Origin of the sequence: Pseudomonas sp. 30_B, from assembly GCF_017491605.1 — a bacterium.
Taxonomy (GTDB): domain Bacteria; phylum Pseudomonadota; class Gammaproteobacteria; order Pseudomonadales; family Pseudomonadaceae; genus Pseudomonas.
In genome coordinates, this window is record NZ_JAFGYY010000578.1 from 1 (window position 1) to 226 (window position 226).

Annotated in this window: 1 protein-coding gene; it reads left to right on the plus strand. The window is 63.7% G+C overall.

Features of this window, described 5'->3' with window-relative positions; all coding sequences use genetic code 11:
- The coding region (locus J5M67_RS29465; RefSeq protein ID WP_207888787.1) for a sulfatase-like hydrolase/transferase at nucleotides 1–226 on the plus strand (226 nt) is incomplete at both ends.

The following is a 226-nucleotide window of genomic DNA, read 5'->3' on the forward strand; positions in this document are numbered from 1 at the left end:
AAGGCGGTGGACGACCTGAAGATCGCCGACAACACCATCGTCGTCTACACCACCGACAACGGCCCGAACCAGTGGTCCTGGCCGGATGCGGCCACCACCCCGTTCCGCAACGAGAAGAACTCCAACTACGAAGGCGCCTTCCGGGTGCCGGCGATGATCCGCTGGCCGGGACATATCGAAGCGGGCCAGGTGTCCAACGAGATGTTCTCGGGGCTGGACTGGTTCC